We start from the raw sequence: 24,573 nt of genomic DNA, 5'->3' as shown, positions 1-24,573 counted from the left end.
GCGGGGGCGGGCACGCCGGGCAGACTGTGGCCCATGAGACTGTTCGCCGCCGTACTGCCCCCGGAGGACGTCGCCGCCGCCCTCGCCGCCGAGGTGGCCGCGTTGCGCAGGCTGCCCGGCGCGGACGGGCTGCGCTGGACGGGCCGCCCCGGCTGGCACCTCACGCTCGCCTTCTACGGGGAGGTCGACGACGCCCTCGTACCGGATCTGTCGGCCCGGCTGGAGCGGGCCGCCCACCGCACCGCGCCCTTCGGGCTGGCGTTGCGCGGCGGCGGCCAGTTCGGGCACGGGCGGGCCCTGTGGGCGGGCGCGGAGGGCGACCTGGCGACGCTGCGGCTGCTCGCGGACCGCGCGGAGGCGGCGGGGCGCAAGGCGGGCGTCGCGATGGGCGAGCACCGGCGCTACCAGCCCCACCTGACGGTGGCCCGCGGCCGGGCGGCGTACGACGTGCGGCCGTACGTCGAGGCCCTGCACGGCTTCACGGGCCCCGCCTGGACCGTGACCGACCTGGCGCTGGTGCGCAGCAACCTGCCGAGGTTTGGGGTGCCGGGCGAGCAGCCCCGTTACGAGACGGTCGCCCGCAGCCCGCTCGGCGCCGCCGGTTAGGCTCGGGGCGTGGACCCGAAGACCCGTAACCGGATCATGGCCGGTGTGCTCGTGCTGATGCTCGTCGTGGTGGCGGTGGCGGCGGCCCTCGGCTGAGCGGCCGTGCGGCGGCCGCCACCCCCGCTCACGCCGCTACCAGGCGAACGCCTCCGGCGAGGGACCCGGACCCGGGAAGACCTCGTCGAGGCCGGCCAGCAGCTCGTCCGACAGCTCCAGCTCCACGGCCCGCAGCGCCGACGCGAGCTGCTCGGCGGTGCGCGGACCGACGATCGGGCCGGTCACGCCGGGCCGGGTCAGCAGCCACGCCAGTGCGGCCTCGCCGGGCTCCACGCCGTGCTTGTCGAGCAGGTCCTCGTACGCCTGGACCTGCGCCCGCTTCGCCGGGTCGGCCAGGGTGTCGGCGGCCCGTCCGGAGGCACGGCGCCCGCCCTGGACCTCCTTCTTGATCACGCCGCCGAGCAGCCCGCCGTGCAGCGGCGACCACGGGATGACGCCGAGGCCGTAGTCCTGCGCGGCCGGGATGACCTCCATCTCGGCACGGCGCTCGGCCAGGTTGTACAGGCACTGCTCGCTGACCAGGCCGATGGTGCCGCCGCGCCGGGCGGCGGTCTCGTTGGCCTGGGCGATCTTGTAGCCGGGGAAGTTCGAGGAACCGGCGTAGAGGATCTTGCCCTGCTGCACCAGCGTGTCGATGGCCTGCCAGATCTCGTCGAAACCGGTGGCGCGGTCGATGTGGTGGAACTGGTAGAGGTCGATGCGATCGGTCCGCAGCCGCTTGAGGCTGGCGTCGACCGCCCGCCGGATGTTCACGGCGGACAGCTTGTCGTGGTTGGGCCACGCCTCGCCGTCGGCGCCCATGTTGCCGTACACCTTGGTGGCGATCACGGTCCTGTCGCGCCGGTCGCCGCCCTGGGCGAACCAGTTGCCGATGATCTCCTCGGTGCGGCCCTTGTTCTCGCCCCAGCCGTACACGTTGGCGGTGTCGAAGAAGTTGATGCCGGCGTCCAGCGCCGCGTCCATGATCGCGTGGCTGTCGGCCTCGTCGGTCTGCGGACCGAAGTTCATCGTCCCGAGGACGAGCCGGCTGACCTTGAGTCCTGTGCGTCCGAGCTGCGTGTACTCCATGGTCCCCAAGCCAACGGCTTGGAGTGCGCTCCAGGCAAGCGGGTTCGGTCGGTCAGTCGCGGGGGAAGGCGTCGGTCCGGAGGGTGAGGCCGAGGACGGTGCCGGTGAGGTCCAGTTCCTGTCCGAAGGCGACGCGGGTCTCGGTCGTGTAGTCGCCGTCCTTGGGGTGCGTGAAGATGTGACAGCGGCCCTGGTACGGGTCGGCGATGAGGTAGAGGGGGACCTCGGCGGTGGCGTAGGCGAGCTTCTTGGGGCCGTAGTCGTTGGCGGCGGTGCCTTTGGAGATGACCTCGGCCACGAACTCGACGTCCTGGAAGCGCCAGTGGCCCGTTTCGTCCTGCTCCGCTCCGTCGCGGAGCTTGGCCACGTCGGGGCAGAAAGCGTTGCCGAGTCCCGGGAAGTCGATGCGGACGTCCGATAGAAGTTCGACGTCCATGCCGAAGCGGTCTTCGATGGATCGTTCGATACGGCGGATGATTTTGTGGTGGGTGCTGCGCTGCGGTGTCATGTGGACGTTGCCCCCGACGATCTCGACCCTGAATCCTTCGGGGACGGGCATCCGCTCCAGGCGCTCGAACCATTCGTCTAGGCGCTGGGTGTTGGCGTCGGCCATGTCGATCCTGTCGTCAACGACGGTCATCGTGGCACTCCTCCCCGGCTGTCCCACGGGCGAGAGCAGCCGTGCGGTACAACGATACGCACGGTGACTTGGGCACGGGAGGACGCGCATATGCCAGAGCGGGACCGGGACCGCACCGACCACCTCGTCGCCCTCGTCCGGCGACACCTCGGCGACGGCAACGTGCTCGGCGTCTACGCGCACGGCTCCGCCACCCTCGGCGGCCTGCGCCCGCACAGCGACCTCGACCTCCTCGCCGTGGTACGGCACCCCACGACGCACGCGCAACGCGCCACGCTCACGGAAGAGTTGCTGAAGCTGTCCGGCGGCGAAGGGCGCCGCCCCGTCGAGCTGATCGTCGTCGTCCACGGCGACGTCCGGCCGTGGGGCTATCCGCCCCGCCGGGACTACCTCTACGGCGAGTGGCTGCGCGAAGCCTACGAGCGCGGCCACGTGCCCGAGCCGGAGGACGACCCCGACCTCGCCCCGCTCCTGACCATGGTGCTGCGCGCCGACGCCCCGCTGCACGGCCCGCCGCCCGCGACCCTGCTCGACCCCGTGCCGCCCGCCGACCTGCGGCGGGCGATCACCGCCGGGGTGCCGGAGCTGACGGCCGGGCTGGAGACGGACACCCGCAACGTCCTGCTCACCCTCGCCCGGATCTGGAGCACGCTCGCCACCGGCGGGATCCGGTCGAAGGACGCGGCGGCCGACTGGGCCCTCGCCCGGCTGCCCGCCGCGCACCGGCCGCCCCTGGCCCACGCCCGCGCCGTCTACGTCGGGGACGAGCGGGAGGACTGGAGGGGCCGGGCGGTGCGCCCCTGTGCCGACCGCCTGGTCCGGGAGATTCGGACGGCCTACGGGGCGGGGGAGTAGGGCCCGCCCAGCCCCCACCCCTCGTGCATCGCCTCCGCGAACGCGCCCGCGATCTTGTGCTCGCCGCTCTCGCCGGGATGCGTGCCGTCGTAGGTGTCGACGTGGAAGTCGTACGACTTCGGTGGCGGGACCAGCAGCAGAGAGGAGCCCGGTTCGTCGAGGTCGGCGACCGTCTTCGCGAGGAGGTCGTTGAAGCGGTGGACCTGCTCGGCGAAGGGCTCGTCGGTGTCCGCCCGGACGTTGTGCAGCACCGGCATCACGGCCATGCGGACCCGCGGGTCGGCCGACCGCGCGTGGGCCACGAAGGCGCGGACGTTGTCGGCGGTCTGCTCGGCGTTGGTGTAGAAGCCGAGGTCGATCAGGCCGAGCGAGACCAGGAGCACGTCCGCGCGGCAGGACCGTACCGTCTCGCCGATCAGCGGGGTCATGTGGTGCCAGCCCTCGCCCCAGCCGGCCAGGTGGGCGCGGGGGAAGCCGGGGTCGGCGTAGGCGTACGAGGTCGGCTCGTCCGTCGACGGGTCGTGCAGCGTCTCGCGCGGGCCGACGAACGTGAACGGGCGGCCGTAGGAGTCGCGCAGGTGCTGCCACATGCGGTAGCGCCACGTGTGTTCGCCGGCGCTCCCGATCGTCATGGAGTCACCGACGAACATGAACCTGAGCATCCGCTCATCATGGACGATCACCCCGGCCGGCGCGATGTGAGCCCGACCACGCACGGTGACCGCCGGCGTGAACGCCCGTGCGGGATGGCAGGCTTGGGCGCATGCGCCGATCTCTCGCCGTCCTCGCCTCGGCCCTCCTCGTGGGCGCGTTCGCCGTGCCCGCCTCCGCCGCCGACGGGGACGACGGGAGCGGCGGGTTCACGATCCGGGACCCGCGCATCACGGAGTCCAGCGGCCTCGCCGCCTCCCGCCTGCACCCCGGCGTCTACTGGACGCACAACGACCAGGACAACGGCCCCTACCTCTACGCCGTCGACGGCGCCACCGGCGAGACCGTCGCCCGCGTCGCGCTCTCCGGCGTGGGCACGCCCCGGGACATCGAGGCGATCTCCGTCGGACCGGGCAACAGGATCTTCGTCGGCGACATCGGCGACAACCTCGGCGGCACCTGGCCCTACGTGTGGATCTACGAGCTGCCCGAGCCGACCGAGCTGAAGGACCAGACGGTCAAGGCGACGCAGTACGTGGTGAAGTACGCGGACGGCGCGCGCGACGCCGAGTCGATGGCCGTCCACCCGAAGACCGGGCGGGTCTACCTGATCGACAAGAACGAGGACGGCGGGCACCTGTACGAGGGCCCGGCGAAGCTCTCCGCCTCGGGGACGAACGTCTTCCGGCGCGCCGCCCCCGTCGAGCTGTGGGCCACCGACGCCGCCTTCTCCCCCGACGGCGGGACGCTCGCCGTACGCGGGTACCTCGGGGGCGTCTGGTACGACTGGAACGGCGGGAAGATCCAGCGCAAGGGGCGGATCAGCGTGCCCCTGGGGCAGGGCGAGTCCGTCACCTACACGCCCGACGGCGCGAAGCTGCTGCTCGGCATGGAGGGCGCGAACAGCCCCGTCAAGGCCGAGGACGCGCCCGGAGGGGGCGGCGGATCGGGCGGCGGCTCCGACGCGTCCGGCACGGGCGGGGACGCGGACGGAGCCGACGGTCCGGGCGGCGACACCCTCAAGATCGGGGCGGTCGGACTGCTCGTCGTGGTCGCCTTCTTCGGGCTACGCCGACTGTTCCGGCGGGGCTGAGCCGGCGGGGGCGTCGGCGGCGCGCCGCGCGGCCACCAGCACCTCCAGCCCGTCCAGGACGCGCTGCAGCCCGAACTCGAAATGGTCGAAGCCGGTGCCGAAGGCGTCCTCGGAGAGGGAGGCCAGGACGGGATAGCGCCCGCTGGTCATGGCCTTCACCAGCACCGGCTCCTGGGCCTGCCAGAACTGCGCGTCCGTCATCCCGGAGCGGCGCTCGGCCTCCTCCTGGTACACCTGCGTGCGGGCGGCGCCGACCACGTACCCGTCGATCATGATGATCGCCGAGATCAGCTCGGGGTCGGTCAGGCCCATCGGCTTGATCCGGGTGAGCACCTTCTCCATCCCGTCCAGGGCGGCCGGGCCGAGGACCGGGCGGGACTGGTTGACCTCCAGCAGCCAGGTGTGGCGGCGGTAGAGGGCCAGGGTGGCGTGGCCGAGGGCCTCCAGCGCGGAGCGCCACCCGCCGTCCCCGAGGTCACCGGGGTCCTCGGAGGTGCGCTGCACGCGGTCCAGCATCAGGTCGATCAGCTCGCCCTTGCCGGGGACGTAGCGGTACAGCGACATCGTGCCGGTGCCCAGCTCCGTGGCGATCCGGCGCATCGAGACCGCGCCGAGCCCCTCGCGGTCCGCGACCTCGACGGCGGCCTCCACGATCCGTTCCAGCGTCAGACCGGGGCGGGGCCCCCGGCTGGGCCGCCGGCCGGTGTCCCACAACAGTTCGAGGGTGCGGCCGATGTCGCCGCTGCCGCTGGTCTCCGTGCCGCTCGCCATGGGGTCAGTCTAGGACCGCGCGAAAAAACTGGGTACGGCGTACGCGTAATCGGGTACGGTGTACTCAGTAAGGAATCGAGAGGGGGACCCATGAGCGACGGACACGCGGTACGGGCCGAGGGGCTTCAGAAGCGGTACGGCGGCAGACGCGCCCTCGACGGCTTCGACCTGGCCGTCCGCGAGGGCACCGTGCACGGCCTGCTGGGGCCGAACGGCGCGGGCAAGACCACCGCGGTGCGCATCATGTCCACGCTGATCCGGCTGGACGGGGGACGGGCCGAGGTGGCCGGACTGGACGTGGCCCGGCGGCCACGCGAGGTGCGGGCGCGGATCGGGCTGACCGGGCAGTACGCGGCCGTGGACGAGGTGCTCACCGGCCGGCAGAACCTGGAGATGTTCGGGCGGCTGTTCCACCTGGGCGGCCGGCGGGCCAGGCTGCGGGCCGCCGAGCTGCTGGAGCGGTTCGACCTGACCGACGCCGCCGACCGGGGCGTCGCCAAGTACAGCGGCGGCATGCGGCGCCGCCTCGACCTGGCGGCGTCGATGATCCTCGCGCCGTCCGTGCTGTTCCTGGACGAGCCGACGACCGGCCTCGACCCGCGCAGCCGCGGCGAGGTCTGGGACTCGGTGCGGGCCCTGGTGGCGGGCGGCACGACGGTGCTGCTGACCACGCAGTACCTGGACGAGGCCGACAAGCTCGCCTCCCGCATCACCGTCATCGACCAGGGCCGGTCCATCGCCGACGACACCCCGGACGGACTGAAGGACCTCGTCGGCGGCGATCGCGTCGAGGTCCAGGTCGCCGAACGGGCGGACATCCCGAGGGCGGTGAAGGTGGTCGCCCGGGTCTGCGACGGCGAACCCGAGGCCGACGAGGAGACACTGCGCGTGCACGCCCCCGTCACCGACCGGGTGGCCGCGCTGACCGAGGTGGCGCGCACCCTCCAGGACGAGGGGGTCGCGGTGGAGGACATCGGGCTGCGCAGGCCGAGCCTCGACGACGTGTTCCTGCGCCTGACCGGACACCGCACGAGCCCGCAGCGCGCGGAGAAGGAGGCGGTGGCGGCATGAGCGCCCTCGACCCGGCGGCCGGGACGGGCGGCGAGCGCGGCCGGCTGTACTGGCCGCTCGCCGACTGCGGCAACATCGTCCGCCGCGGCCTGACCCACTATCAGCGCCAGCCCGTCAACATCGCCTGGCAGCTGGGCTTCCCGATCCTGTCGGTCCTCCTGTACGGCTACGTCTTCGGCAGCGCGATGACCGTGCCCGGCGGCGGGGACTACAAGGACTTCCTGATGCCCGGCATGTTCGTGATGACCATGGCCTTCGGCTTCATCAACACCGCGACCGTCGTCGTCCACGACTCCACCAAGGGCGTCATCGACCGCTTCCGCTCCATGCCGATGTCGTCGTCGGCGGTGGTGGCCGGGCGGGGGGTCACGGACCTGGTCGTCGCCTGTGCCGAGCTGGCCATCATGATGCTGACGGCGCTGGCCATGGGCTGGCGGCCGGACGGCGGCTGGGGCTTCGCCGCCGCGTTCGGGCTGCTGCTGTGGCTGCGGTTCGCGCTGATCTGGATCGGCGTGTGGCTCGGACTGCTCGTCCCCAACCCGGAGGCCGCGGGCGGCCTGTTCGCGGTGGCCTTCCCGCTGACGATGATCTCCAGCATCTTCGTCGCCCCGCAGCTCATGCCCGACTGGCTGGGCTGGATGGCCGCCTGGAACCCGATCTCTTCCACGGCCGCGGCGGCCCGCGAGCTGTTCGGCACGCCCGTCGGCGGCGGCGACTCGTGGGTGGAGCAGCACGCGCTGCTGATGGCGGGCGTGTGGCCGGTGGTGCTGACGGCCGTCTTCCTGCCGCTGGCGGTACACCGGTTCCAGCGGCTCAGCCGGTAGCGGCGGGGAAGCGCGAGGGGCGCCCGGCGAAATGCCGGGCGCCCCTCACGGTCGTACCGAGAGCGTGGTGATCAGAGCTTCTCGATCACGTAGTCGACGCACTTCGTCAGCGCCTCGACGTCCGCCGGGTCGATCGCCGGGAACATGGCGACGCGCAGCTGGTTGCGGCCCAGCTTGCGGTACGGCTCGGTGTCGACGACGCCGTTGGCGCGCAGCACCTTGGCGACTGCGGCGGCGTCGATGTCGTCGGAGAAGTCGATGGTGCCGATGACCTGCGACCGCTTGGCCGGGTCCGAGACGAACGGGGTGGCGTACTTGGATTCGTCCGCCCAGGTGTACAGGCGGGACGAGGAGTCCTTGGTGCGGCCGGTGGTGAAGTCCAGGCCGCCCTGGCCGTTCATCCACTCCAGCTGCTCGTTGAGAAGGAACAGGGTGGCGAGCGCCGGGGTGTTGTACGTCTGGTTCTTGCGGGAGTTGTCGATCGCCGTGGGCAGCGAGAAGAACTCCGGGACGTGCCGGCCGGACGCGTGGACCCGCTCGGCGCGCTCGATCGCGGCCGGGGAGAAGACGCCGATCCACAGGCCGCCGTCGGAGGCGAAGGACTTCTGCGGGGCGAAGTAGTAGACGTCGGTCTCGGCGATGTCGACGGGCAGGCCGCCGGCGCCGGACGTCGCGTCGACCAGCACGAGGGCGTTCTCGTCGGCCCCGGCGACCCGCTCGATCGGCATGGCGACGCCGGTCGAGGTCTCGTTGTGCGTGAACGCGTACACGTCCACGCCGGCCTCGGCGCGCGCCTCGGGGTGCGTGCCCGGGTCGGAGGAGACCACGGTCGGCTCGGCCAGCCACGGGGCGAGCTTGGCGGCCTTGGCGAACTTGGAGGAGAACTCGCCGAAGGTCAGGTGCTGCGACTTGTTCTCGATCAGGCCGTGCGTCGCGACGTCCCAGAACGCGGTGGAGCCGCCGTTGCCGAGGACCACCTCGTAGCCGTCGGGGAGCCGGAACAGCTCGGAGATGCCCTCACGGACCTTGCCGACCAGGTTCTTGACCGGGGCCTGGCGGTGGGAGGTGCCGAGCAGGGACGTACCGGTGGCGGCCAGGGCGTCCAGCGCCTGAACCCGCACCTTGGAGGGACCCGCGCCGAATCGACCGTCCGCGGGCTTGATGTCAGCAGGAATCTGGATCTCAGCCACGTCCCGGAGCGTATCCCGTCGGCGAAACCGGACGGCGACATGTCCGTCCGATGAGACGAGATCTCCGCCTTGCGGACCTGTGGAGAGCTACGAGAGCCCATCCTGGTCGCATGACCGATCTGGAGGCAGCACTGCGCGGGGCCGTCCGGGGCGAGGTCGGATGCGACGTCACCTCCCGGGCGCTGACCACCATGGACGCGTCCAACTACCGGCGGGTGCCGCTCGGCGTGGTGGCGCCGAGGGACGCCGACGACGTGGCGGCCGTGCTGGAGGTGTGCCGGGAGCGGGGTGTGCCGGTCGTGGCACGCGGCGGCGGCACGTCGATCGCGGGCCAGGCGACCGGCACGGGCGTGGTCCTGGACTTCACCCGGCACATGAACCGGCTGCTCTCGCTGGACCCGGACGCGCGCACCGCCGTCGTCCAGCCGGGCCTGGTCCTCGACCGGCTCCAGGAGGCCGCCGCCCCGCACGGCCTGCGCTTCGGCCCCGACCCCTCCACCCACGGCCGCTGCACGCTCGGCGGCATGATCGGCAACAACGCGTGCGGCTCCCACTCGGTGGCGTGGGGCACGACGGCCGACAGCGTGCGCGAGCTGTCGGTGCTCACCGCGCGGGGACGGTCCCTGCGGCCGGGGCGGGACTGGGCGGGGGCGCCACCGGGCCTGCGGGAGCTGGTCGACGGCGACCTGGCCCGGCTGCGCACCGGCTTCCCGGACCTGCCCCGCCGCATCTCCGGCTATGCGCTGGACGCGCTGCTGCCGGAGCGGGGCGCGGACGTGGCCCGCTCCTTCTGCGGCTCGGAGGGCACGCTGGGCGTGCTGACCGAGGCCGTGGTCGGCCTGGTCGAGGCACCGAGGGCACGCGCGCTGGCGGTGCTGGGCTACGCCGACGAGGCCGGGGCGGCCCAGGCGGCGGCCGGGCTGCTGCCCCTCGGGCCGCTGACGGTGGAGGGCATGGCGGTGGACCTGGTGCCGTCCCCGTCGGCGGCCGGGCTGCCGCGGGGCGGGGCCTGGCTGTTCGTGGAGACGGGCGGCGGTACGGCGGCCCAGGCGCGCGCGCGGGCCCAGGCGGTGGTCCGGGCGGCCGACGTCGTCGACGCGCTGGTGGTGACCGACCCGGCGAGGCAGCGGGCACTGTGGCGTATCCGGGAGGACGCGAGCGGTACGGCGACGCGGATGCCGGACGGCACGGAGGCGTGGCCCGGCTGGGAGGACTGCTCGGTGCCGCCCGCCCGGCTGGGCGCCTACCTGCGGGACTTCCGGAGCCTGCTCGCCGCCCACGGCCTGCGCGGCACGCCCTACGGCCACTTCGGCGACGGCTGCATCCACGTCCGCGTCGACTTCGACCTGCTCACGGACCCCGGGGTGGCCCGCTTCCGCCGCTTCTCCGAGGAACTGGCCGACCTCGTCGTGGCGCACGGCGGCTCCCTCTCCGGGGAGCACGGCGACGGGCAGGCGCGGGCCGAGCTGCTGCCGAGGATGTACGGCGAGGAGACGGTGGCCCTCTTCGAGCGGGCCAAGGCCGTCTGGGACCCGGACGACCTCCTCAACCCGGGAACGCTGGTCCGCCCGGCGCCGCTCGACGCGAACCTCCGCTTCGCCGTCCTGCCGCGCGAGCCGGTGGACGTGGAGTTCGGCTACCCCGCCGACGGCGGCGACTTCTCGGCGGCGGTGCGCCGCTGCGTCGGGGTCGCCAAGTGCCGTACGACGTCGGTGTCCGGCCCGGCGGTGATGTGCCCGTCGTTCCGGGCGACGGGCGACGAGGAGCACTCGACGCGCGGGCGCGCCCGCCTGCTGCACGAGATGCTCGCCGGGGAGCTGGTGACGGACGGCTGGCGCTCCACGGAGGTCCGCGACGCCCTGGACCTGTGCCTGTCCTGCAAGGGCTGCCGCTCCGACTGCCCGGTCGGGGTCGACATGGCCACGTACAAGGCGGAGTTCCTGCACCACCACTACGCGGGCCGGCGCCGGCCCGCCGCCCACTACGCGATGGGGTGGCTGCCGGTGTGGCTGCGCTGGGCGGCGCGGACCCGGACGGCGCCGGTCGTCAACGCCCTCGCCCGAGTGGGGCCGTTGGCGGCGGTGGCGAAACGGCTGGGCGGGATCGCGGCCGAGCGCCAGGTGCCGCGACTGGCGGGGGAGACGTTCAGCCGGTGGTGGCGCGGGCGCGGCGGGCCCGGCGGCGAGGGCGAGCTGGTGGTGCTGTGGCCCGACACGTTCACCGAGCACCTGTCGCCGTCCGTGGGCCGGGCGGCCGTACGGGTGCTGGAGGCGGCGGGACTGCGGGTGGTGCTGCCGCCGACGCTGCGGGGGCGGGCCGTCGGGGACGGTGCCTCCCGGTCGGCGGCCGCCCTGCTGGCCGCCCGCCGGGGCCGGGTCTGCTGCGGACTGACGTACGTGTCGACGGGCCAGCTGGACCGGGCCCGCGCGGTGCTGCGCCGCACGCTGGACCTGATGGCCCCCGTGCTGGAGACGGCGGCACCGGTCGTCGTCCTGGAGCCGAGCTGTGCCGCCGCGCTCCGCACCGACCTGCCGGAACTGCTCCACGACGATCCGCGTGCCGCCCGGCTCGCCGCCCGCGTCCTCACCTTCGCCGAGGCGCTGGAACGCCACGCGCCCGGCTGGACGCCGCCCGCCGTGGACCGTCCGGTCACCGGCCAGACCCACTGCCACCAGCACGCGGTCCTCGGCGACGCCGCCGACCGCCGGCTGCGCGAGTCGGCGGGCCTGACCGGCGAGCTGAGCGGCGGCTGCTGCGGTCTCGCCGGCGACTTCGGTTTCGCGGACGGCCACTACGAGGTCTCGGCCGCCTGCGCCGAGGAGCGGCTGCTCCCGGCGGTGCGCGAGGCGCCCGACGGGGCGGTGGTCCTGGCGGACGGCTTCTCGTGCCGGACCCAGCTGGAGCAGCTGGCGGGGGTGCGGGGGCGGCACCTGGCGGAGGTGCTGGCGGAAGGGCTGGAGGCCGGGGACGGCCGCGGCGCCGGGTGACCGGCCGTGCCCGGGCTCGGCACCCGGTACAGGTCCGCGAGGGCAGCACACCGGGTGCGCGTGCCTGTCCGTACGGACCTGGACGGGGCGGGCGCGGACGGGATGCAATGGCGGGCCACGAGCCGGAAGGGGGCACCATCGTGCGTCTGCGCAGAAGTGCTTCACGCCCGCACGGGACGCAGGACCCCGCGCACGCGGAGCGCGAGGGCGCGCTCGTCCTCGCCGACCGGCCGTCGGCCGCCACGATGACCGCGCTTCAGGGCAGGGCGGGCAACGACGCCGTCGCCCGGTGGAGGCAGCGGTCCGCCCCGGCGGGCGGCGCCGCGCCGGTGCAGCGCGCGCTGGACCCCGCGCCCGAGCGGCTGGAGCACTACCTCGACGCGATGGAGAAGCCCGGCGGCGAGCGCGACGCCATGCCCGCCAAGAACTCCGCGGCCCTGACCGAACTGGGCCGTGCCATCCCCGGACAGCTCGTCCAGCTGGAGGAGCAGACCGGGGACTACGAGCCGAACGCCAAGGACTCGATGGGCGGGGAGCCGGAGGCCGGCGGGAGGTTCCAGAACCTCTACGGCCGGGACGAGCACGGCAGCGTCGCGGTGATGATGGAGAACTACCGCTCCAAGAAGGAGAAGTACACGGCGAGCGAGGCGTTCATCCACCAGTGGTCCCGGGCCAACGCCCTCTTCGAGAGCGGCGGCCCGGTCAAGTCGAAGGCCGCCACCAAGGAACTCGGCAACCGGACCGATCCGGGCCGGCTGCCGGACCGGCTGCCGGACAGCATCTTCCGGCAGAACGTCTCCGGCCCCCGGGCCAAGGAGGTCCTGAACGCCCTGCTGCCGGAGGGCCGGTCGGAGCTGAGCTTCACCGCGCAGGGCGACCGGGCGGCGTACGACGCCGTCATGGCGACCGTCAACGGCAAGTCGACGCTGAACATCGTGCGCACGTTCAACGAACTCCACGGCCTGTCCGGCACCGCCGCCCACCGCATCACGGGCGGCCGCGTGAAGCGCGACGGGAACGGCAACTTCCAGCTGCGGTTCGACATCACCCACGGCTGACGCCCCCGGGTCCCGCGCCGGCGGATCAGGCCGGCGACGGGCGGGTCACGCGGTAGCGGAGGTGGGTGACGCCGGAGGCGAAGGTGCGGGTCCCGGCGAGTTCGAGGTCCACCCGGCGCTCGTGGTGGGGGAAGTACGGGGTGCCGCCGCCGACCAGTACCGGATAGACCATGAGCCGGTACTCGTCGATCAGGTCCGACGCGGCGGCCTCGGCGGCGAGGGCGGCGCCGCCGATCGCGATCTGGCCGTCCCCGGGTTCGGCCCGCAGCCGCTCGATCTCCTGAGCCAGACTCCCGGTGGCCAGCCGGGCGTTTCCCCGCACCGCGGACAGCGTGGTGGAGAACACCACCTTGGGCAGCGGGTTCCACAGCGCGGTCCACTCGCGCTCGGCGTCGTCGAGGGGGGTGTCCTGGCCGGCGGTCTCCCAGTACAGCATCGTCTCGTACAGCCGTCGTCCCAGCAGGTGGACGTCGACCTGCCGGATGTCGTCGATCCAGAAGCGGAAGACCTCCGGGTCGGGTCCCGACCAGTCGATGCCGCCGTCCGGTCCGGCGATGTAGCCGTCGAGCGAGGTGTTCATCGAGTAGGTCACGCTGCGCATGGAACATCCTCCTCGGTACGGGGCGACCGTTTCCGACCGTACGCCCGTGACACCCCTGCCGCCCGGGACACTCCCACAAGCGGTACGTCAGGGTGCCGTCTCGCCCCGGATCAGCGGACCGCACACCGGCTGGACGTCCTCGGGGAGGTCGTCCGGGGCGCACCAGCGGGCCTCCAGGATCTCGAAGGGGTCCAGGCGCAGCTCGCCGCCGAGCAGGCGGGCCTCGTAGGCCACCTCCAGGCGGGTACGCAGGCCGCTGTTCAGCATCACCAGGCGGCCCACCTCCACGTCGAGGTTGGTCTCCTCCCGGACCTCGCGGACCACGGTCCGGCGGAAGTCCTCGCCCTGGTGCGCGAAGCCGCTCGGCAGACCCCACTGGCGGCCCGGCGGCCACATCCGGTGCTTGAGGAGCAGGACCCGTCCCTCGTCGTCCCGTACGACGCCGGTCACGCCGACCACGAACTTGGCGTTCACGAGCCACATGACGCGGCTCTGCACGGGGCGCAGGAGGCGCCACAGGCGGGTCAGGAGTCGTCTCACAGAGGGACGGTACCCGGTCGGTGCCGGGGGCCCGTCGGGTGCGTCCCGCTCGCCCGGCGGAGGTCCGCCGAGGATGTCCGTTGACATCCGCGCTCCCCGCCCGCGACAGTTGCGTAAGTGGCTATACGCCTGACCGAGTCCAGCAGGGTGGACCCTGTCGTGCAGTACGATGAACCAAGCCTGCCCTCATACCGTCCCGGAGCCCACGTGAGCACCCCCAGCGCCACCCCCGGCACCCCGTCCCCGGCCCCCGCACCCGTGGTGGGCGCCGGCGCGGTCCCCGCCACCGGCCACGGGCCCGCGCCGGACGACGCCCCGGGCGGCCGGTGGGGCGCCCTCGGCCCCGTCGGGCTGGTCCTCGCCGGCGGGCTGTCCGTGCAGTTCGGCGCCGCGCTCGCGGTGAGCCTCATGCCCCGGGCGGGCGCGCTCGGCGTGGTGACGCTGCGGCTGGTCGTGGCCGCCGTCGTGCTGCTGCTGGTGTGCCGCCCCCGGCTGCGCGGGCACTCGCGGGCCGACTGGGGCACGGTCGTCGTCTTCGGCATCGCCATGGCCGGCATGAACGGCCTCTTCTACCAGGCCGTCGACCGCATCCCCCTCGGCCCCGCCGTCACCCTGGAGGTGCTCGGCCCGCTCGCCCTGTCCGTCTTCGCCTCCCGGCGCGCGATCAACCTGGTCTGGGCCGCGCTCGCCCTGGCCGGCGTCTTCCTGCTCAGCGGCGGCGGCTTCGACAGCCTCGACCCGGCCGGCGCCGCCTTCGCGCTCGGGGCGGGGGCCATGTGGGCGGCGTACATCGTCTTCAGCGCCCGCACCGGCCGCCGTTTCCCGCAGGCCGACGGGCTGGCCCTCGCGATGGCGGTCGGGGCGGTGCTGTTCCTGCCGCTGGGCATCGCCGAGTCGGGCGCCGAGCTGATCGACCCGGTGACGCTGGCGCTGGGCGCCGGAGTGGCGCTGCTCTCGTCCGTACTGCCCTACACGCTCGAACTCCTCGCCCTGCGCCGCCTGCCCGCGCCGACCTTCGCCATCCTCATGAGCCTGGAGCCCGCCATCGCCGCGGCGGCCGGTTTCCTCATCCTCGACCAGGCCCTGACCGCCACCCAGTCCGCCGCCATCGCCCTCGTCATCGCGGCCAGCATGGGCGCGGTGCGCACGCAGATGGGGCGGCGGCGGGTGAAGGCGGTCCCGGACCTGCCGTAGGGCCTGTCTGACAATTCGCGTCGTCGCCCGGAGGGCGGCCTCGCGGCGTCAGGTGCGTGCTCTCGGCGTGCCGGGCGTAGAGCCTCGTACTGGATGTACTCGGCTCTGCGCCCGGTGCGGCGAGAGTGCGTGCATGGCGTCGCGAGGCAGGCGGGAATTGTCAGACAGGCCCTAGGGCCCCGGCCCGGCCGTCACCCGCGGCGCATAGGCTGCGACCTTGGTCATCTCATCGGGATCATGGGGAGGGAACCGGTGAACCACACGGCCGAGGTCTTCCAGCCTCTGCAGGACGACGACCCGCGCGCGGTGGGCGGTTACCGTCTCGCCGCCCGGCTCGGGGCCGGCGGCATGGGGCGGGTCTACCTGTCGCACACCCAAGGCGGCCGGCCGGTCGCCCTCAAGGTCGTACGTCCGGAACTGGCCGACGACCCCGTCTTCCGGCGGCGGCTCGGGCGGGAGGTCGAGGCGGCCCGGCGGGTGAAGGGCGCCTACACCGCCGAACTGATCGACGCCGGACCGGACGGCGTACCGCCCTGGCTGGCCACGCTCTACGTGCCCGGCCCCTCCCTGTCCGACGCCGTCGCCCGCGGTGGCCCGCTGCCCGTGCCGGCCGTGCTGTGGCTGATGGCGGGGGTCGCCGAGGCGCTCCAGGCCATCCACGGCGCGGGGATCGTGCACCGGGACCTCAAGCCGTCCAACGTGCTGCTGGCCTCCGACGGGCCCCGCGTCATCGACTTCGGCATCGCGGTCGCCGCCGACAGCACCGCGCACACCGCCACGGGCACCGCCATCGGCACGCCCCAGTACATGGCGCCCGAGCAGGCGTCCGCCGGGGACGTCACGGCGGCGACCGACGTCTTCTCGCTGGGGCAGACGGCCGCGTTCGCGGCGCTGGGCAGGCCGCTCTACGGGGACGGCCCGGCGGTCGGCGTGCTGTACCGGATCGTCCACTCCGAGCCCGACCTCTCCGGGCTGCCCGAGCGGCTGCGCGAGCTGATCGCCCGGTGCCTGGCCGCCGAGCCGGGGGACCGGATCACCCCGGCGGAGGTCGTCGAGTGGTGCCGGCGGGAGCTGGGACGGGACGCGGAGGCGGGCGCGGGCCCGGCCGTCTGGCGGGAGATCGCGGGGCCGGAGGTGACGGTGCCGCCACCGGTTCCGGTGCCGTCGCAGGGCTCTGCCGCGGTGCACACCCGCCAGTGGACCGCCCCGCGGCCGGTGGCCCACCCCGGGCGGCCCGCCACCGCCCAGTGGCCGGGACCGGCGCAGTGGCCGGGCACCGCTCCGTGGCCCGCCGGTCCGTACGGCACGACGGCGCCGCAGCGGCCGGACGGCCCCGAGGAGCGCAAGCGCCGCCGAAGACGCGCCGCCCTGATCACGGTGGCCGCCGTGGCAGCGGGCGGGCTGGTCCTCACGGCGGCGTGGACGGTCCTGGACGCTGCGTGGGACGGCGTCCGGGACCGCACCCGGGACACGGCGGCGTCCGCGTCCGGGACGCCCGGTACGGGGACGGGGTCCGGCACGGAGGCGGGGCGGTCGTCGGCGGCCGGGGAGACGGGGTCCGGATCGGCGGGTGCGGGGGCGACCGCTCCGGAAACCGCCGCGTCCGCCGGGCGGGGGGCGGCGGACGACGGTCCCGCCACCGGCCCCACGGCGCCGGTGGCCCATGCCTACGGCCCTCAGATGCTGGACGGCAAGAACTCGCTCAGCATCAGCACCGGGACGACGAGGGGGGATCGCAAGGGCGACATCCGCTTCGCCTGCGCGCAGGCCAGTTGCGCGCTGGAGAGCGACACCAGCGTCTTCAGCGTCCTGCTGGGCGAGCCGGGCGCCACGTACGAGGACTGCCGTCTGCGGTTCGCCGACGCGTCCGGCACCGACGGCCACCGCCTCCCGCTGGCCATCGCGTCGGCCGGAACCGAGATCTGCGTCAAGCGTCGCGACGGGGACATCGTGCTCCTCGTCCTCCAGGTCAAGTCGACCGCCATGCCGGACATCGGCTTCGTCACCGCGGACATGACGGTCTGGCGCGCGGACTGAGGTCGGCGAGCTGCCGGAAGGCTCCGAGATCCGCACCCTCCGGCCGCACGGCGGAAAATCATGCAAGCACGCTTGATTGTTATCCCCGCCCCTGCCATGCTCCTCCCCACCGCGCCGCACGCCGCCGTGCCCGAGGGGAGCGCCCGTGTCCGACCCGACGCCCGTGATCGACGACCTGCGTGAGGAGAGCGAGGAACTCGACGCGCTGGTCGCCCCGCTGAGCCCCGAGCGGTGGCGCCTCGCCACCCCGGCGCCCGGCTGGACGGTCGCCCACCAGATCGCGCACCTGGCCTGGACCGACCGGGCCGCCCTGGTCGCCGTCACCGACGAGGACGGCTTCGGCACCCTGATCGAGCAGGCCCTGGCCGCACCCGACCGGTACGTCGACGACGGCGCCGAGGAGGGCGCCCGGCAGGAGCCCGCCGGGCTGCTGGCGGCCTGGCGGGACGGACGCACCGCCCTGGACAAGGCCCTGCGGGCGTCGGCTCCCGGCGCACGCTTCCCCTGGTACGGCCCTCCCATGGCCGCCGCCTCCATGGCCACCGCCCGCCTGATGGAGACCTGGGCCCACGGCCTCGACATCGCCGACACCCTCGGCGTCACCCGCCCGCCCACCGACCGCCTGCGGCACATCGCCCGCATCGGCGTCCGCGCCCGGGACTTCGCCTACGCCACCCACGGACTCACCCCGCCCACCGACCCGTTCCGCGTCGAACTCACCGGGCCCGGCGGCGACATGTGGACATACGGCCCCGAGGAGGCGCGGCAGCGCGTCACCGGACCCGCCCTCGACTTCTGCCTCCTCGCCACCCAGCGCGCCCACCGCGCCGACCTCGCCCTCACCGCCGAGGGCCCGGACGCCGACCGCTGGCTGGACATCGCCCAGGCCTTCGCCGGACCGCCGGGAGCCGGACGCCCGCCCGGAACCGGACGCCCGCCTGGAGCCGGGCGCCCGCCGAAGGGGGCCGGGCGGTGACCGGGCCGCTGCGCGTAGGCAACGCCTCCGGCTTCTACGGCGACCGCTTCGACGCCATGCGCGAAATGCTCACCGGCGGCCCCCTGGACGTCCTCACCGGCGACTACCTCGCCGAGCTGACCATGCTGATCCTCGCCCGCGACCGGCTGAAGGACCCGGCCGCCGGGTACGCCCGCACCTTCCTGCGCCAGTTGGAGGAGTGCCTCGGCCTCGCCCACGAGCGGGGCGTCAAGGTCGTCGCGAACGCCGGCGGGCTCAACCCGGCCGGACTCGCCGACGCCGTACGGGCGTTGGCCGGGCGGCTCGGCATCCCGGTCCGGGTCGCCCACGTCGAGGGCGACGACCTCACCGCCGCCCACCCCGGGGCGCTGGCCGCCCACGCCTACCTCGGCGGTTTCGGCATCGCCGCGTGCCTGCGCGCGGGCGCCGACGTGGTGGTCACCGGGCGGGTCACCGACGCCGCCCTGGTCACCGGTCCCGCCGCCGCGCACTTCGGCTGGGCACCGACGGACCACGACCGGCTGGCGGGCGCGGTCGTCGCCGGGCACGTGCTGGAGTGCGGGGCGCAGGCGACCGGCGGCAACTACGCGTTCTTCGGCGAGGGCGACGTGCGGCACCCCGGCTTCCCGGTCGCCGAACTGCACGCCGACGGCAGCGCGGTGATCACCAAGCACGACGGGACCGGCGGTTTCGTCGACGTCGGCACGGTGACCGCCCAGCTGCTGTACGAGACGGCCGGCGCCCGGTACGCCGGACCCGACGTCACCGCCCGGCTGGACACCGTACGGCTCACCCCGGACGGGCCGGACCGCGTACGGATCGACGGCGTGCGCGGCGAGGCCCCGCCGCCCGGCCTCAAGGTCGGCGTGAACCGCCTCGGCGGCTTCCGCGGCGAGGTCGCCTTCGTGCTCACCGGCCTGGACGTCGAGGCCAAGGCCGCGCTGGTGCGGGCGCAGATGGAACCCGCCCTCGCCGAGGTCACCGACGTCCGCTGGGACCTCGTGCGCACCGACCGGCCCGACGCCGCCACCGAGGAGACGGCGAGCGCCCTGCTGCGGCTCGTCGTCCGGGACGCCGACCAGCAGGCCGTCGGACGGGCGCTGAGCGGGGCCGCCGTCGAACTGGCCCTCGCCAGTTACCCCGGCTTCCACCTGTCGGCGCCACCCGGGAAGGGCGCCCCCTACGGAGTCTTCGAGGACGCGTACGTCCCCCAGGGCGCCGTCGGTCATGTGGCCGTGCTCCACGACGGGCGCCGCGTCCCGGTGGCACCCGCCCAGGACACCGCCGTACTCGAAGGCGTACCGGAACCGCCCCCGCCAAAGCCGCTCCCGCCGGGCCCCGCCCGCCGCGCCCCCCTCGGGCTCGTCGCCGGCGCCCGCAGCGGCGACAAGGGCGGCGACGCCAACGTCGGCGTGTGGGCGCGCGGCGACGACGCCTGGCGGTGGCTCGCGCACGAGCTGACCGTCGACCGGTTCCGGGACCTGATCCCCGAGGCCCGCGACCTGACCGTCACCCGGCACGTGCTGCCGAACCTGCGCGCCCTCGACTTCGTCGTCGAGGGCGTCCTCGGCGAGGGCGTCGCCGCGCAGGCCCGTTTCGACCCGCAGGCCAAGGCGCTCGGCGAGTGGCTGCGCGCCCGCCACCTGGACATCCCGGAGGTACTCCTGTGACGGTCCTGCCCTCGGTCCTGGACCCGGCCGCCCCGGACCACCGGGCCAACCGCGAGGTCATGCTCGCCAAGCTCGCCGACCTGGAGGCCGAGCACGCCAAGGCGCTGGCGGGCGGCGGCGAGAAGTACGTCGCCCGGCACCGGAAACGCGGCAAGCTCCTGGCCCGCGAGCGGATCGAGCTGCTCCTCGACCCCGACACGCCGTTCCTGGAGCTGTCGCCGCTCGCCGCCTGGGGGAGCGAGTACGCGGTCGGCGCCTCCCTCGTCACCGGCATCGGCGTCGTCGAGGGCGTCGAGTGCCTGATCACCGCCAACGACCCGACCGTGCGCGGCGGCGCCAGCAACCCCTGGTCGCTGAAGAAGGCCCTGCGCGCCAACGACATCGCCCTCGCCAACCGGCTGCCCTGCATCAGCCTGGTCGAGTCCGGCGGCGCCGACCTGCCGTCCCAGAAGGAGATCTTCATCCCGGGCGGCGCGATCTTCCGGGACCTGACCCGGCTGTCGGCGGCCGGCATCCCGACCATCGCCGTCGTCTTCGGCAACTCGACCGCCGGGGGCGCCTACATCCCCGGCATGTCCGACCACGTGATCATGGTCAAGGAACGCGCCAAGGTGTTCCTCGGCGGGCCGCCGCTGGTCAGGATGGCCACCGGCGAGGAGAGCGACGACGAGTCGCTGGGCGGCGCGGAGATGCACGCCCGCACCTCGGGCCTCGCCGACCACTTCGCCGTGGACGAGCCGGACGCCCTCCGCCAGGCCCGGCGTGTCGTCGCCCGCCTCAACCACCGCAAGGCGTACCCGGATCCGCCGCTCGCCGAGCCGCCGAAGTACGACCCGGAGGACCTGCTCGGCATCGTCCCCGGCGACCTCAAGGCGCCCTTCGACCCGCGCGAGGTGATCGCCCGGATCGTCGACGCCTCCGACTTCGACGAGTTCAAGCCGCTGTACGGGACGAGCCTGACCACCGGCTGGGCGGCCCTGCACGGCTACCCGGTCGGCATCCTCGCCAACGCCCAAGGGGTGCTGTTCAGCGAGGAGTCGCAGAAGGCGGCCCAGTTCATCCAGCTCGCCAACCAGCGTGACGTCCCGCTCCTCTTCCTGCACAACACCACCGGCTACATGGTCGGCAAGGAGTACGAGCAGGGCGGCATCATCAAGCACGGCGCGATGATGATCAACGCGGTCTCCAACTCCCGCGTCCCCCACCTCTCCGTCCTCCTGGGCGCCTCCTACGGCGCCGGCCACTACGGCATGTGCGGCCGCGCCTACGACCCCCGCTTCCTCTTCGCCTGGCCCAGCGCCAAGTCCGCCGTCATGGGCCCGCAGCAGCTCGCCGGCGTGCTCTCCATCGTGGCCCGCCAGTCCGCCGCCGCGAAGGGACAGCCGTACGACGACGAGGGCGACGCGGCGCTGCGCGCCATGGTGGAGCAGCAGATCGAGGCCGAGTCGCTGCCGATGTTCCTGTCCGGGCGGCTCTACGACGACGGCGTCATCGACCCGCGCGACACCCGCACCGTCCTCGGCCTGTGCCTGTCCGCCGTCCACACCGCGCCCTACGAGGGCGCGCGCGGTGGCTTCGGCGTCTTCCGGATGTGAGGGGGACCACCGTGACCAGCGAGGGGAACACCGTGATCAGCACCGTCCTCGTCGCCAACCGGGGCGAGATCGCCTGCCGGATCTTCCGCACCTGCCGTGAGTTGGGAATCCGGACCGTCGCCGTGCACTCGGATGCCGACGAGAACGCCCTCCACGCGCGCGTGGCCGACGCGGCGGTCCGGCTGCCGGGCGCCGCCCCCGCCGACACCTACCTGCGCGGCGACCTGATCGTGAAGGCCGCGATCGCCGCCGGCGCCGACGCCGTGCACCCCGGCTACGGCTTCCTCTCCGAGAACGCCGGCTTCGCACGGGCCGTCACCGACGCGGGCCTGATCTGGATCGGGCCGCCGCCCGAGGCCATCGAGGCGATGGCGTCCAAGACCCGCGCCAAGGAACTCATGGGCATCGCGCCCCTCACCGAGGTCACCGAGGCCGACCTGCCGGTCCTGGTGAAGGCGGCGGCCGGCGGCGGCGGACGCGGCATGCGCGTCGTACGGGACCTCGCCGGCCTCGACGCCGCCCTGACCGCCGCCCGCGCGGAGGCGGCGAGCGCCTTCGGTGACGGTGAGGTCTTCGTCGAGCCCTACGTGGAGGGCGGCCGCCACATCGAGGTGCAGGTCCTCGCCGACACCCACGGCACGGTGTGGGCGCTCGGCACCCGCGACTGCTCCCTCCAGCGCCGCCACCAGAAGGTGATCGAGGAGGCCCCGGCCCCCGGCCTGAGCCCCCGCCTCGACGCCGAACTGCGTGCGACGGCCGTCCGCGCCGCCCGCGCCGTCTCCTACGTCGGCGCGGGCACCGTCGAGTTCCTCGTCGCCGCCGACGGACGGGCCCACTTCCTGGAGATGAACACCCGCCTCCAGGTCGAACACCCCGTCACGGAAGCCGTGTTCGGCGTCGACCTGGTGGCCCTCCAGATCAGCGTCGCCGAGGGCCACGCCCTGGGCACCGACCCGCCCCACCCGAGCGGTCACGCCGTCGAGGCCCGCCTGTACGCCGAGGACCCGGCGCACGGCTGGGCCCCGCAGACCGGCCGCCTGCACCGCCTCGCCGTCCCCGGCGACGTCCGCCTGGACACCGGCTGCGCCGACGGCGACGACATCGGCGTCCACTACGACCCGATGCTCGCCAAGGCCGTCGCCCACGCCCCCACCCGCGCCCAGGCCGTCCGCAAGCTCGCCGGCGCCCTGGAACGGGCGGCGGTGCACGGCCCGGTCACCAACCGCGACCTGCTCGTCCGCTCCCTGCGGCACGAGGAGTTCACCTCCGCCCGCATGGACACCGGCTTCTACGACCGCCACCTGACCGACCTGACGTCACCGGCCCCGGACCCCCTCGCACCCCTGGCCGCCGCCCTCGCCGACGCTCACGGCCGCTCCCGCTTCGGCGGCGGCTGGCGGAACGTCCCCTCGCAGCCGCAGGTCAAGCGGTACGCCGTGGCGGGTGAGGAGCACGAGGTCCGCTACCGGCACACCCGTACCGGCCTGACCGCCGACGGCGTCCACGTCGTCCACGCCGACGCCCGGCTCGTCGTCCTCGAATCCGACGGCGTACGGCGCCGCTACGAGGTCGCCCGCTACGGCGACCAGATCCACGTCGGCACCACCCGCCTCACCGCCCTGCCCCGCTTCCCCGACCCCACCGCCCAGCACGTCCCGGGATCCCTCCTCGCCCCCATGCCGGGCACGGTCGTCCGCGTAGCGGAGGGCCTCACGGAGGGGGCGGCCGTGGCGGCGGGCCAGCCCCTCCTGTGGCTGGAGGCCATGAAGATGGAACACCGGATTACCGCCCCGGCCACCGGAACACTCGTCGCGCTGAACGCCGTACCGGGTCGGCAAGTGACGGTCGGCTCCGTCCTGGCGGTGGTGCGAGCACCCTAGGGGCGCGGGGAACTGCGCGACCGGCCACAACGCACCCGCAGACGAAGGAGCCGCATGACCCCCGTGATCGAATCCGACGAGCACAAGGCCCTGCGCGAGGCGGTAGCCGCCTTCGCCAGGAACCACCCCCGCACCCCGGACACCGACAACCGTCACTTCTGGCAGGCCGCCGCCAAGCTCGGCTACATAGGCGTCAACCTCCCCGAGGCATACGGAGGAGGCGGCGGCGGCATCACCGAACTCTCCCTCGTCCTCGAAGAGATGGGCGCCGCCGGCAACCCCCTGCTCATGATGATCGTCTCCCCGGCGATCTGCGGCACCGTCATCGCCCGCTTCGGCACCGAGGAGCAGAAACGGGACTGGCTCCCGTCCCTCGCCGACGGCACCCGCCTGATGGCCTTCGGCATCACCGAACCCGACGCCGGCTCCAACAGCCACCGCATCACCACCACCGCCCGCCGCGACGGCGCCACCGGGGACTGGCTCCTGACCGGCCGCAAGGTCTTCGTCAGCGGCGTCGACATCGCCGACGCCACCCTCATCGTCGGCCGGACGGAGGACGCCCGCACCGGCAAGCTCAAACCCTGCCTGTTCATCGTCCCCCGCGACACCCCCGGCTTCCGGCGCCGGCGGATCGACATGGAACTGAACGCCGCCGAGAAGCAGTTCGAGCTGACCCTCGACGACGTGCGGCTGCCCGCCGACGCCCTCGTCGGCGACGAGGACGCCGGGCTCCTCCAGCTCTTCGCCGGCCTCAACCCCGAGCGCGTCATGACGGCCGCGTTCGGCATCGGCATGGGCCGCTACGCGCTCTCCCGCGCCCTGGAGTACGCCCGTGAACGCACCGTCTGGAAGACCCCCATCGGCGCCCACCAGGCCATCGCCCACCCCCTCGCCCAGGCCCACATCGACCTCGAACTGGCCCGCCTGATGACGCAGAAGGCCGCCCACCTCTACGACGCCGGCGACGACACCGGCGCGGGCGAGGCCGCCAACATGGCCAAGTACGCCGCCGGAGAGGCCTGCGTCAGGGCCGTCGACCAGGCCGTGCACACCCTCGGCGGCAACGGGCTCACCCGCGAGTTCGGACTCGCCCAGCTGATCACGGCCTCGCGCGTGGCCCGCATCGCCCCCGTGAGCCGGGAGATGATCCTCAACTACGTCTCCCACCAGACCCTCGGCCTGCCCAAGTCGTACTAGCCTCTCCCG

Annotated in this window: 21 protein-coding genes; 14 read left to right on the top strand and 7 right to left on the bottom strand. The window is 73.9% G+C overall.

Annotated features, from left to right (window positions below; all coding sequences use genetic code 11):
- Positions 1–33: 33 nt before the first annotated feature.
- Positions 34–606 (top strand): RNA 2',3'-cyclic phosphodiesterase, encoded by a 573-nt coding sequence (thpR, locus tag ACFIF2_RS19120; protein ID WP_395574139.1) that lies wholly within the window; start codon positions 34–36, stop codon positions 604–606.
- Between the two features lie 132 nt (positions 607–738).
- Here thpR and ACFIF2_RS19115 read toward each other — a convergent pair whose 3' ends face one another.
- Both ACFIF2_RS19115 and ACFIF2_RS19110 read right to left on the bottom strand, forming a co-directional pair.
- Complete coding sequence (locus ACFIF2_RS19115) at positions 739–1,731, bottom strand: aldo/keto reductase (RefSeq protein ID WP_395574137.1); 993 nt, start codon at positions 1,729–1,731, stop codon at positions 739–741.
- 52 nt (positions 1,732–1,783) lie between these two features.
- Positions 1,784–2,371 carry a Uma2 family endonuclease gene (locus ACFIF2_RS19110; RefSeq protein ID WP_395574135.1) on the bottom strand — a complete coding sequence of 196 codons (588 nt, stop codon included), beginning with the start codon at positions 2,369–2,371 and terminating at the stop codon, positions 1,784–1,786.
- Between the two features lie 90 nt (positions 2,372–2,461).
- On the opposite strand from ACFIF2_RS19110, the gene ACFIF2_RS19105 reads away from it, so the two are divergent.
- The gene (locus ACFIF2_RS19105; protein WP_395574133.1) at positions 2,462–3,226 is read left to right on the top strand and encodes an aminoglycoside adenylyltransferase family protein; all 765 of its coding nucleotides are present in this window, start codon (positions 2,462–2,464) and stop codon (positions 3,224–3,226) included.
- Here the strand turns inward: ACFIF2_RS19105 and ACFIF2_RS19100 are convergent.
- Entirely contained in the window at positions 3,208–3,888 is a 681-nt protein-coding gene (locus ACFIF2_RS19100) for a GDSL-type esterase/lipase family protein (protein WP_395574131.1), read from the bottom strand. The genes ACFIF2_RS19105 and ACFIF2_RS19100 overlap by 19 nt on opposite strands.
- A 101-nt stretch (positions 3,889–3,989) precedes the next feature.
- Between ACFIF2_RS19100 and ACFIF2_RS19095 the strand changes: the two genes are divergently transcribed.
- Positions 3,990–4,970 carry a WD40 repeat domain-containing protein gene (locus ACFIF2_RS19095; RefSeq protein WP_395574129.1) on the top strand — a complete coding sequence of 327 codons (981 nt, stop codon included), beginning with the start codon at positions 3,990–3,992 and terminating at the stop codon, positions 4,968–4,970.
- Here ACFIF2_RS19095 and ACFIF2_RS19090 read toward each other — a convergent pair.
- The gene (locus tag ACFIF2_RS19090) at positions 4,944–5,741 is read right to left on the bottom strand and encodes a TetR/AcrR family transcriptional regulator (RefSeq protein WP_395574127.1); all 798 of its coding nucleotides are present in this window, start codon (positions 5,739–5,741) and stop codon (positions 4,944–4,946) included. The genes ACFIF2_RS19095 and ACFIF2_RS19090 overlap by 27 nt on opposite strands.
- Positions 5,742–5,831: 90 nt before the next feature.
- On the opposite strand from ACFIF2_RS19090, the gene ACFIF2_RS19085 reads away from it, so the two are divergent.
- Together ACFIF2_RS19085 and ACFIF2_RS19080 are read left to right on the top strand one after the other, a co-directional pair.
- Positions 5,832–6,812 (top strand): ATP-binding cassette domain-containing protein, encoded by a 981-nt coding sequence (locus tag ACFIF2_RS19085; RefSeq protein ID WP_395574125.1) that lies wholly within the window; start codon positions 5,832–5,834, stop codon positions 6,810–6,812.
- Entirely contained in the window at positions 6,809–7,636 is an 828-nt protein-coding gene (locus ACFIF2_RS19080) for an ABC transporter permease (protein ID WP_395574123.1), read from the top strand. Before ACFIF2_RS19085 ends, ACFIF2_RS19080 begins: the two co-directional genes overlap by 4 nt.
- A 71-nt stretch (positions 7,637–7,707) precedes the next feature.
- On the opposite strand, the gene serC is transcribed toward ACFIF2_RS19080, so the two are convergent.
- On the bottom strand, positions 7,708–8,826 hold the full coding sequence (gene serC / locus ACFIF2_RS19075) for a phosphoserine transaminase (protein ID WP_395574121.1): 1,119 nt from the start codon (positions 8,824–8,826) through the stop codon (positions 7,708–7,710).
- A gap of 110 nt (positions 8,827–8,936) precedes the next feature.
- Here serC and ACFIF2_RS19070 point away from each other — a divergent pair, with 110 nt between their 5' ends.
- The gene (locus ACFIF2_RS19070) at positions 8,937–11,813 is read left to right on the top strand and encodes an FAD-binding and (Fe-S)-binding domain-containing protein (protein ID WP_395574119.1); all 2,877 of its coding nucleotides are present in this window, start codon (positions 8,937–8,939) and stop codon (positions 11,811–11,813) included.
- 140 nt (positions 11,814–11,953) lie between these two features.
- Positions 11,954–12,871, top strand: a complete 918-nt coding sequence (locus ACFIF2_RS19065; RefSeq protein ID WP_395574117.1) for a hypothetical protein — start codon at positions 11,954–11,956, stop codon at positions 12,869–12,871.
- Positions 12,872–12,896: 25 nt separating this feature from the next.
- Here ACFIF2_RS19065 and ACFIF2_RS19060 read toward each other — a convergent pair whose 3' ends face one another.
- Together ACFIF2_RS19060 and ACFIF2_RS19055 are read right to left on the bottom strand one after the other, a co-directional pair.
- On the bottom strand, positions 12,897–13,472 hold the full coding sequence (locus tag ACFIF2_RS19060) for a dihydrofolate reductase family protein (RefSeq protein WP_395574115.1): 576 nt from the start codon (positions 13,470–13,472) through the stop codon (positions 12,897–12,899).
- A gap of 87 nt (positions 13,473–13,559) precedes the next feature.
- On the bottom strand, positions 13,560–14,012 hold the full coding sequence (locus ACFIF2_RS19055; RefSeq protein WP_395574113.1) for an NUDIX hydrolase: 453 nt from the start codon (positions 14,010–14,012) through the stop codon (positions 13,560–13,562).
- A gap of 207 nt (positions 14,013–14,219) precedes the next feature.
- On the opposite strand from ACFIF2_RS19055, the gene ACFIF2_RS19050 reads away from it, so the two are divergent.
- The 7 genes from ACFIF2_RS19050 to ACFIF2_RS19020 all read left to right on the top strand — a co-directional run bounded on the left by ACFIF2_RS19050 (position 14,220) and on the right by ACFIF2_RS19020 (position 24,564).
- Positions 14,220–15,206, top strand: coding sequence for an EamA family transporter (locus ACFIF2_RS19050; protein WP_395574111.1), 987 nt, complete (start codon positions 14,220–14,222; stop codon positions 15,204–15,206).
- Positions 15,207–15,458: 252 nt separating this feature from the next.
- Positions 15,459–17,243, top strand: a complete 1,785-nt coding sequence (locus ACFIF2_RS19045; protein ID WP_395574109.1) for a protein kinase — start codon at positions 15,459–15,461, stop codon at positions 17,241–17,243.
- 145 nt (positions 17,244–17,388) lie between these two features.
- On the top strand, positions 17,389–18,219 hold the full coding sequence (locus tag ACFIF2_RS19040; RefSeq protein ID WP_395574107.1) for a TIGR03084 family metal-binding protein: 831 nt from the start codon (positions 17,389–17,391) through the stop codon (positions 18,217–18,219).
- Complete coding sequence (locus ACFIF2_RS19035) at positions 18,216–19,889, top strand: acyclic terpene utilization AtuA family protein (protein WP_395574105.1); 1,674 nt, start codon at positions 18,216–18,218, stop codon at positions 19,887–19,889. The genes ACFIF2_RS19040 and ACFIF2_RS19035 overlap by 4 nt, the downstream gene beginning before the upstream one ends.
- Entirely contained in the window at positions 19,886–21,484 is a 1,599-nt protein-coding gene (locus tag ACFIF2_RS19030) for an acyl-CoA carboxylase subunit beta (RefSeq protein ID WP_395574103.1), read from the top strand. Before ACFIF2_RS19035 ends, ACFIF2_RS19030 begins: the two co-directional genes overlap by 4 nt.
- Positions 21,485–21,516: 32 nt before the next feature.
- Positions 21,517–23,364, top strand: coding sequence for a biotin carboxylase N-terminal domain-containing protein (locus ACFIF2_RS19025; protein WP_395574315.1), 1,848 nt, complete (start codon positions 21,517–21,519; stop codon positions 23,362–23,364).
- 54 nt (positions 23,365–23,418) lie between these two features.
- Positions 23,419–24,564: an acyl-CoA dehydrogenase family protein gene (locus ACFIF2_RS19020; RefSeq protein ID WP_395574101.1), complete on the top strand. Its 1,146-nt coding sequence runs from the start codon at positions 23,419–23,421 to the stop codon at positions 24,562–24,564.
- The last annotated feature ends 9 nt before the right edge of the window (positions 24,565–24,573 follow it).

This window comes from Streptomyces sp. BK79, assembly GCF_044142145.1.
Classification (GTDB): domain Bacteria; phylum Actinomycetota; class Actinomycetes; order Streptomycetales; family Streptomycetaceae; genus Streptomyces.
Note: the sequence above shows the minus strand (reverse complement) of the source record. Positions and strands in the feature narration are given on the sequence as shown.